7 protein-coding genes are annotated in these 7,950 nt (G+C 56.3%); 4 read left to right on the top strand and 3 right to left on the bottom strand.

The genetic code is table 11. The annotated features are described in order from the left end of the window. Positions 1-119: 119 nt before the first annotated feature. Both ACWIUF_RS16460 and ACWIUF_RS16455 read right to left on the bottom strand, forming a co-directional pair. A complete protein-coding gene (locus ACWIUF_RS16460) occupies positions 120-1,484 on the bottom strand; it encodes a hypothetical protein (RefSeq protein ID WP_448573610.1) in 1,365 nt (454 codons plus the stop codon). A 55-nt stretch (positions 1,485-1,539) separates the two neighbouring features. Next, positions 1,540-2,166 (bottom strand): hypothetical protein, encoded by a 627-nt coding sequence (locus tag ACWIUF_RS16455; RefSeq protein WP_448573609.1) that lies wholly within the window; start codon positions 2,164-2,166, stop codon positions 1,540-1,542. 301 nt (positions 2,167-2,467) lie between these two features. On the opposite strand from ACWIUF_RS16455, the gene ACWIUF_RS16450 reads away from it, so the two are divergent. The 4 genes from ACWIUF_RS16450 to ACWIUF_RS16435 all read left to right on the top strand — a co-directional run bounded on the left by ACWIUF_RS16450 (position 2,468) and on the right by ACWIUF_RS16435 (position 6,820). After that, positions 2,468-4,876 carry a filamentous hemagglutinin N-terminal domain-containing protein gene (locus tag ACWIUF_RS16450; RefSeq protein WP_448573608.1) on the top strand — a complete coding sequence of 803 codons (2,409 nt, stop codon included), beginning with the start codon at positions 2,468-2,470 and terminating at the stop codon, positions 4,874-4,876. Between the two features lie 320 nt (positions 4,877-5,196). Continuing rightward, positions 5,197-5,772, top strand: coding sequence for a DUF2808 domain-containing protein (locus tag ACWIUF_RS16445; protein ID WP_448573607.1), 576 nt, complete (start codon positions 5,197-5,199; stop codon positions 5,770-5,772). Positions 5,773-5,793: 21 nt separating this feature from the next. Beyond that, complete coding sequence (locus ACWIUF_RS16440; protein ID WP_448573606.1) at positions 5,794-6,285, top strand: DMT family transporter; 492 nt, start codon at positions 5,794-5,796, stop codon at positions 6,283-6,285. 52 nt (positions 6,286-6,337) lie between these two features. Beyond that, positions 6,338-6,820 (top strand): DMT family transporter, encoded by a 483-nt coding sequence (locus tag ACWIUF_RS16435; RefSeq protein WP_448573605.1) that lies wholly within the window; start codon positions 6,338-6,340, stop codon positions 6,818-6,820. A gap of 203 nt (positions 6,821-7,023) precedes the next feature. On the opposite strand, the gene ACWIUF_RS16430 is transcribed toward ACWIUF_RS16435, so the two are convergent. Further along, the gene (locus ACWIUF_RS16430; protein WP_448573604.1) at positions 7,024-7,416 is read right to left on the bottom strand and encodes a hypothetical protein; all 393 of its coding nucleotides are present in this window, start codon (positions 7,414-7,416) and stop codon (positions 7,024-7,026) included. Positions 7,417-7,950 lie beyond the last annotated feature (534 nt).

Below are 7,950 nucleotides of genomic sequence, written 5' to 3'. Positions count from 1 at the left end.
GACAAAGCTGCTTCAAGATCAATTTGACAAGCTTCGGGAATGAGGCTATCATAGAACATCATTTTTTATTTGTTAGAGGACAGAATACTGCATTCTGTCCCTTTTTTCCATCGCTTAACCTAACTTTCAACACTTCTGGTAAAATACCGCTGCAACAACCCCCCTGCCGCCAGCACCCCCGCCCCACTCAGCGTCAAACCTGTGTAGGGCACCAACAGCGCCAAAATCGGCAACACGACCCCACTCAGCGTCATCCCGATCGCGACCAACCGCTGCTGCCGCTGCCGCCCCAACCCCCAACCAAAGGCCAGCAACAGCCACAACAACACCCCCCACGCGAAGCGGGCATCCCCCACACGGCTCAGATAGGTCAGAGCCAGCACACTCGCAAAAAACACCGCCGCCGCGATCGCCACCTCCCCTAACCGCAGTGGCACCGTGAGGTACAGCAACAGGAGCCACCAGAGAAACACCCCCGGTGCCAGGAGCAACAAACGCGGCAGAACCCCCGTCTGGCGGACCGGCGACGTGGCCGTAAACACCCCAAAGGGATTTTGCACCGACACATTTTCCGCAAAGTCCCAGGTAAAGCGGGTCCCCCGTCCCTCCGCCGCGATCGTCGTCGGCACAATCCCACTGGCAAAGTCCGCCTTGGGAAAATCCGCCCAAATCGTCAGCCGGAATTGGGACAACAGCCGCCCATTAGCGGTATACACCCAGCGCGGCGCTCCCTGGGCCTGATAGCTAACCTGGAACGTTGTGCTTTCCCCCGGAGCCAGCCGCACAGGAAATCGATAGTCCCCCTGGTTTTCCGGTTGGCGAGGTTGGCCGTCCTGCTCCACCCGGTAGTCTTGCAGCAGCGTGTAGCCGTAGGGAGGCGTGGGTTCAAAGCTCAGGTCTTCCGTCACTGCAAGGGTATTCGTCACCTGATAGGTAGCCATGAAGCGGGATTGGTAAATCAGGCGATCGCTGGCCGGGTCCGTCGTCTGGGTCAGTTGCACCTCAATCTGGGATTGACTGGGCGAGAGGAAGCGATCGACTGCCTGTTGCCGCTCCACCTCCGTCGGCTGACCATTGACATAGGTAATCGTCGTGTAGGGTTCCAGGACCGTATACCGCACCAACGGGGCCGGCTGCTCCACCCGTTCCCCCGCCACACTGCCCGCTACTTGGGCAATCTTCGCCTGCTCCCAGTGGTGATACCGATTCGCCAACGTTGAGCACAGGAGAAATCCCGTCATAACCAGAACGGCAATCAGAATCACATGGCGGCTAGCCTGAAGCAGTTGGCTATAGCGATCGCCCAAGGGAGGCAACCAATCCGGACGATCGCCCCGATAGGCAAACGCGATCGCCGCCAACACCAACCCGATCGCCGCCAATAGCACCAATAACCCCTGCCCCCACTGGAGGAACTGCTCCCCGTAGTGGAGTAACGTCTGGGGTTGCGTCAGATCCGGTAAACCTGGAATGCCCTGATTCATATCGACATCTTTCCCCCTCGCGATCGGGTTGCCTATCCCGCCTAGTGACTGATAGTCAAACCCTAGCGTTCCCTGATGCTGTCAGAATTCCCATGAGAATTTGGGTTAGGCGGGGCAGATCATCCGGCACCCGATAGAGCGTGATATCCTGCGTCACTCGGTTTTCAGCCACCTCAAGCTTGCCAAAGCGCCACACATCACCCGTTGTCACAGCACCATACAGCACAGCCGGGGCTTCTGCTTGGGCCAGGGCAATCAGTTCAACCGCTAACTGCGTAAACCCCCGTGCCAAATCATCATTTTTCGCCTCAACGACAATCAAATCGACCGCATTACGCAATAAATAATCTAAACTCCCCTTCAACCAGGCGTTAACCGTTAGAGTATATTCAATCCGAATTTGGCTGCGGCAAAAACGGGCAACTTCCAACAGTACAGGAAATACAATCGCCTCACGCCGCGCGGCTTCACTACTCAAATTGGTCAGTAGCAGAGTATCTTCGAGGCGCTGTTGCAGTTCTGCAAGCTGAGGCAACGGCTGGGACGCGATCGGAAGCTCTAAACGGGCCTTATGCAAGTCATAGCCGAATTCAGCCAGAATCTCATCCACTTCATAAGGCATCTCAAAGTAGGAGCGAAAGCTATAGGATTGCCCTTCCTGCAAAATCTTGGTCGTCGGCATCTTTCTCCCCCCGCGATCGTGTTGCCTATCCTGCCTAATGGCTGATCGTCATACCCTAGCCTTCCTGTTCTGGCACAAGGCGATCGCCCCCCTGGGCTAATGGTTGGACCACGGCTAGCCGATGAGGTGACTCATTCGCCTAGGTCTATCTGAACTTTATTGGATCAATCTCATCCCAGTTTACCCAGAATGCCGCGATCCCCCCAGGGGTCTGGCGGCGAGTTCTGCCTGCGAGCAGGTTGACCTTACTGAGGCTTCAGGGCATGGTAGAGGAAAGCGTTTCTGTGTAGGGTTAAGTCCTATGCCGCCGATCGCCTTAACCCGATTATGTTCGCTGTCTCCTGGTCTGACCCTCGCGATCGGGCTAGCCACCGCAACCCTTGCCACAGCCCAGGTGAGTCCCGATGGTACGCTACCCACGCAGGTGCATACGTCCGATGGGCGTGCCTTTACCATCACGGGGGGCGATCGCGCGGGTGGAAATCTGTTCCATAGCTTTCGTGAGTTTTCCGTACCGACGGGGGGTGAAGTATTTTTTGACCAGGCCCTCGATATCGAAACGATTTTTTCGCGGGTCACGGGGGGACAGCGATCGACGATCGATGGTTTACTGCGGGCCAATGGGAGCGCCAACCTGTTTTTGCTCAATCCCGCCGGGATTCTGTTTGGTCCCAATGCAGCCCTGAACTTGGGGGGATCGTTTCTTGCCAGCACGGCTGACGCCATTCAATTTGGCGATCGCACGGAATTTAGCGCCGTCCAACCCCACGCCACGCCATTATTAACCGTTAGTAGCCCGATCGGCCTCCAGTTTGGCCGCAATCCGGGTGAAATTCGCAACCAATCCCGGACTTTGGGGGCCACCAACATTGAGGGGTTACAGGGGCAGCCCGATCGCACCCTGGCGCTGGTGGGCGGTCCCGTGGTCATTGATGGGGGCTACATGACTCTCCTGGGGGGACGGGCGGAGTTGGGCAGCGTCGGTGCCAATAGTACCGTCCAGTTAACCCCGATCGCCCAGGGTTGGGCCTTGGGGTATGACACCGTTCGCACCTTCCAGGACATCACCCTAACAAACCGGGCGACACTCAACGCCAGTAGTAACCAGACCCCAGGGGAAATCCGGCTACGGGGCCAGACAATGACCCTGACGGGGGATACCTTTGTCGCAGCCCTGACGGAAACCGGCCAGGGGGGCACTATTAGCCTTCAGGCCGATCACCTCGTGATCAATGGCGGTTCCCAGGTGATTACCTCAACCTTTGGCACGGGGACCGGGGGAAACCTCACTGTTGAGGCCAATACGGTGGAACTGGCGGGTGCCCTGCTGTTGCCCGACGATCGGGTCCAGTCCAGTGGTCTGTTTGCCAGCGTTGAACGGGGACCAAGGGGGGGCACGGGTAGTGGGGGTAATTTGAGTATTCGCGCCGATCGCCTGATCATTCGCGATGGTGCCCAAGCGGCGGTAACGACCTTTGATGCCGGGAGGGCTGGAAACCTGACGGTACGGGCCAGCGACATCCTGCTCGATGGTTTTCAGGTGCGTAATAACGATGTCCCTATTCCCAGTGGTCTGTTTGCGGGCACCGATCTCAATTCCACGGGCCAGGGCGGCAATTTACTAATTGAGACCGATCGCCTGACGATTCGCAATGGAGCCGAGAGCCAAGCCTCGACCCTAGGGCAGGGGGACGCCGGTAACCTAACAGTGCGGGCTAGGGAGGCCATTACCCTGATCGGACGCACGCCCGATGGCCAATTTCCCAGTGGGTTGTTGGCGGTGGCTGGATTAGCGGGGGTTTCCACGGCAGCCGAGGGCCGGGGAGGGGATTTGCAGGTTGAGGCGGGACAACTGCGCCTCCAGGATGGGGCAGAAATTACGGTGAGTGCGACGGAGCGATCGCGGGGAGCCGGTAACCTAACGATCAATGCCCCCCAAATCGAGTTACGTCAAGGCGCGGCCCTCCGGGCAGAAACCGCAGCGGGCGATCGGGGCAATTTAACCATCAACAGCCAGGATTTACGTCTGCGACAGGGCAGCAACCTCACGGTGAATGCGACGGGAACCGCGACGGGGGGCAATATCATCCTCACGACGGCAACGCTGGCGGCCCTAGAGAATAGCGATATCACCGCCAATGCCGTGGCGAATTTTGCCGGTCGGGTGAATATTACCGCCCAGGGGATTTTTGGGACAGCGGCCCGATCGCAGCTCACGCCGGCAAGTGACATCACCGCCAGTTCCGACCTGGGACCCCAATTCAGTGGTGTGGTAGAGATTCAAACCCCAGAAGTTGACCCCAGTCAAGGGTTAGTCGAATTACCGAGCAGTGTCATTGATATTGAGTCGCTGGTGGCCCGTGCCTGTGAGCCACGCCCGGACACCGAACGCAGTGAGTTTATTGTGACCGGACGGGGGGGGCTGCCCGCCGCTCCAACCCAGGCATTAAGCCCGGAGGCGGCGATCGCGGGGTGGGTCACCTGGGAAAAACATCCAGCCCCTCGCCCTAACACCCAGTCCAGGCAGGAGTTACCCACACACAAAACTCCCCAAATACCCAACCAAGCCCTAGCGTCACCATTCGTGGAAGCCCAGGGTTGGGTGGTGAATGCCCAGGGACGGGTGATGTTGATCGCGTCACTGGGAACCGGATTAGGGACAAGCTGGGGGCGAGCGTTAACCTGCACCCGATCGTCGTCATCGCAGTAACATCAATACGCCCGGCACGATCGTAATTACCGTTGTGGCGTGGGCGGGCAGGCATTCACCCGATCAGGCGATCTGATCAGTCGATATCAGCCGGGGTGGGGTTTGCCATGATTAGAAGACATACGAGAACGCTCATTAGTCCTGATGAAACCCAGCTATTCTATCCCGGTTTTCGGCGGCTGGATTGATGCCGGGACGGCTGAATTAATCGCTAGCGAACAGTCCCAAGGGATCGTCCCTTGAGCAGCTTTCGATCAGACAGGAATTTTTCCACGCTTCAAAACTTCAGCGTAAAGTTCATCATCAAGGATGTCACAACCATGACTACGCCTCAGTTTCAGCCTGCCAAGCGCCTGACCGTGCCGCTGCGGAGAGTGTTAGCCAGCACGCTCTTATCCGGCTCCCTCGTTTTACTAACCCTGCCGGTTCTGGCCAGTCCGGTGGCCCTGCGTCGTTTCGATCGCGCCCCGCAACTGGTGCGCTTCCAGAGTACCTCGACCCAAACGAGTATCGGCATGAGCACCTATCAACTGGTGATCACGGTGCCGGCGGATGCAGGTGCGCCCCTACAAGCCATTAAAATTTCCCAGCCCCAAAACCTGGAAGTCGTTGCTTTTCAGCCGCAGCAAACCCGCGTATTCGTCGGGGATGCCCAAACGGAAATTCCCTTAGTCAGCCAAGGGGGGCCGCAACCGGAAACGGGAGACTTCACCCTAGAACTGCACCATCCCGTCCAACCGGGCGAAACCGTGACGATCACCCTTACCCCCAAACGGAATCCGACGATCGCGGGTATCTACCTGTTTGGGGTTACCGCCTATGCCGCTGGTGATGATGGCACTGGTCTTTTCCTGGGCTATGGCCAATTGGATTTCTATGCTCCTAATGGGGGCTAATTACCTTAATGAGGGGTTGTCATGACTGCACTGATTTTACGTCGATTTCGTTTTTCTGTTTGGCAGTGTCAACCTTGCTTGTACCTATTCTTAGCCTTTCTGTGTGGGATGTTCTTGCCGATCCATGCCAGCAGCAATGCCCAACTCGCCCGCTCCCTGGGTTCAGTTCCCTTGGCTGCTGATGTCTCGTACTTGGTCGGGTTTCTGGTGCTGATGGGACTCCTGGCGACGGGTAAACCGGGTCAGATCCAGTGGTCGGCAATCGGGCAAGCCCCCCGCTGGAGTTTGATTGGTGGCTTGATGGGGGCGTTTTATGTCATGGCAAGTGCCTACTTTACCTCGCTGTTGGGACCAACGCTCACCCTGGGCTTTATTGTCTGCGGACAAACGATCGCGGGTCTGGTGACGGATCACTTTGGTTGGTTAGGGGTTAATCGGCGGCGGTTAACGCCCCACCGTCAGGTTGCCCTCGGATTATTGATCGTGGCCCTCTGGTTTCTGGTACACCCCTAGCGAGTCAGTAGCCGGTATCACCCAGGTATTACCCAAGATTATCAAGGCATCAATGATGGAAATCTTATTAGCATTACTGGGGGCAGGTTCCGCTGGCGGTCTTTCAACGATCGGGGTGGCGGCCAATGCCCGGTTACGCAAAACCCTCGGTTCCCCGATCGCGACGACGATCGTCAACTTTATTGTTGGGTTTACTGTCCTTACGCTCCTCATCACGCTACGAGTTGTCCCCATTCCCGCTTCCGTGAACCTAGCGGCTGTCCCGTGGTGGGCCTTTAGTGGGGGGGTGATCGGTGCCCTGTTCGTCAGTTTGAACACGCTTATTGTTCCTCGTTTAGGGCTAACGGCGACCACGCTGGCGATTGTCTTGAGTCAGATGTGTATGTCGTTGTTGATCGATAGCTGGGGGTGGTTGGGGGTGATGCCGCAGCCGATCAGCCGTGCCCGCATGGTGGCGATTGTCTTGCTTTTGATCGCGATCGTGCTTACCCAACTCGATCGGAAGGCATCGGGGCGATCGCATCCTAGGCAATAGCCAAAAAAGGGATCGGGCAGTAATCACCTTAGGCGGGAACTTCTGCTAGTTGACAACCACCCGCCTAGTTGGCAACCACCCACCCAAAACACTACATTAAGTAGGTTGAGTTGAGGTCACGAAACCCAACACCGGTAAGGCTTCTGTTGGGTTCTACTGTGTTTGACCCAACCTACCCATTCAGCTTGATAAACGACTAGAAATTAAGGTTGCTGAAGACGATCGGCGGCGTTATATACATCAACCTGAACCTGGACTGGAATCGCAACGGTAGGACCCTGCACCCCCGCTTCATGGCGGGAGGTCCCTTCAATGCGGTGGTGGCTTTGGCGTTGCTGGATCACTTGGCCCGTGCCGCCTACCTGTACTTGCTGGCCAACGCTGACACTACTGTTACCGCTACAGGAGCCACGTCGTTCCATTGTGACCTGATTCGATTGTTTGGCCGGTTTTTGTGAACCCGTGATTGCGGTTTGCACGGCCACATCAGCAATTACACATTGTGCGGCAGCAGGGCGAGTTTCCGGTACGACTAGGGCCAATAGGGTTGCTATTGATAGGAAGCTTAGGGAACCGATCGTGTGCTGTATCTTCATAGTTTCCTCGCGAATGGGTAAGGGGAGTAGACAGAATCAATAGATCAAAAGCATAAGATCACGTCAGCATTCTTTTCTGCTGGTGTGGCTTAGGCGAAGAGGACGACAGTCTTAACGAAAAGTTCCATAATCTTCCCCAAGCTTAAGCAGTAGAGCGAAAAACAATTGTGGAGTAGGCATCCTGCCTGCCCCTGAGACAGCCGAGACGGTTTGTCATTGAGGTAGCCGAGATGGCTATCCCACATCCAATTGGCGATCTCCTGAGACTAATACAGCAAACATAAAGTTTCGCAACGTTGACAGTAACGACTTTAGTCGTTGCCGGCTAAAGCCAACACTACGAGCGTTGCAGAATTTACTTTTCGAGCTACTAGGACTCTTTCGGAATAAGGTTTCTAGCAGAAGTGTTGAATCCAGATATAAAACTTTACACTTGAGGGTGCGAGAGTCATACAAGCGTTTCTGGAAGCAAATCGTAGCTCCAATGGACGAGCGAACAGCGACGGCTGAGTTCTAGTTGCAAATAGCGAAACT

This window comes from Trichothermofontia sp. (assembly GCF_053493415.1).
This window is presented reverse-complemented; position numbering and strand designations above follow the sequence as displayed.

What these genes read in the sequence shown, in the direction of transcription:
- ACWIUF_RS16460 (WP_448573610.1), bottom strand. Translation starts at nt 1,484, where the DNA reads ATGAATCAGGGCATTCCAGGTTTACCGGATCTGACGCAACCCCAGACG.
- ACWIUF_RS16455 (WP_448573609.1), bottom strand. Translation starts at nt 2,166, where the DNA reads ATGCCGACGACCAAGATTTTGCAGGAAGGGCAATCCTATAGCTTTCGC.
- ACWIUF_RS16450 (WP_448573608.1), top strand. Translation starts at nt 2,468, where the DNA reads ATGCCGCCGATCGCCTTAACCCGATTATGTTCGCTGTCTCCTGGTCTG.
- ACWIUF_RS16445 (WP_448573607.1), top strand. Translation starts at nt 5,197, where the DNA reads ATGACTACGCCTCAGTTTCAGCCTGCCAAGCGCCTGACCGTGCCGCTG.
- ACWIUF_RS16440 (WP_448573606.1), top strand. Translation starts at nt 5,794, where the DNA reads ATGACTGCACTGATTTTACGTCGATTTCGTTTTTCTGTTTGGCAGTGT.
- ACWIUF_RS16435 (WP_448573605.1), top strand. Translation starts at nt 6,338, where the DNA reads ATGATGGAAATCTTATTAGCATTACTGGGGGCAGGTTCCGCTGGCGGT.
- ACWIUF_RS16430 (WP_448573604.1), bottom strand. Translation starts at nt 7,416, where the DNA reads ATGAAGATACAGCACACGATCGGTTCCCTAAGCTTCCTATCAATAGCA.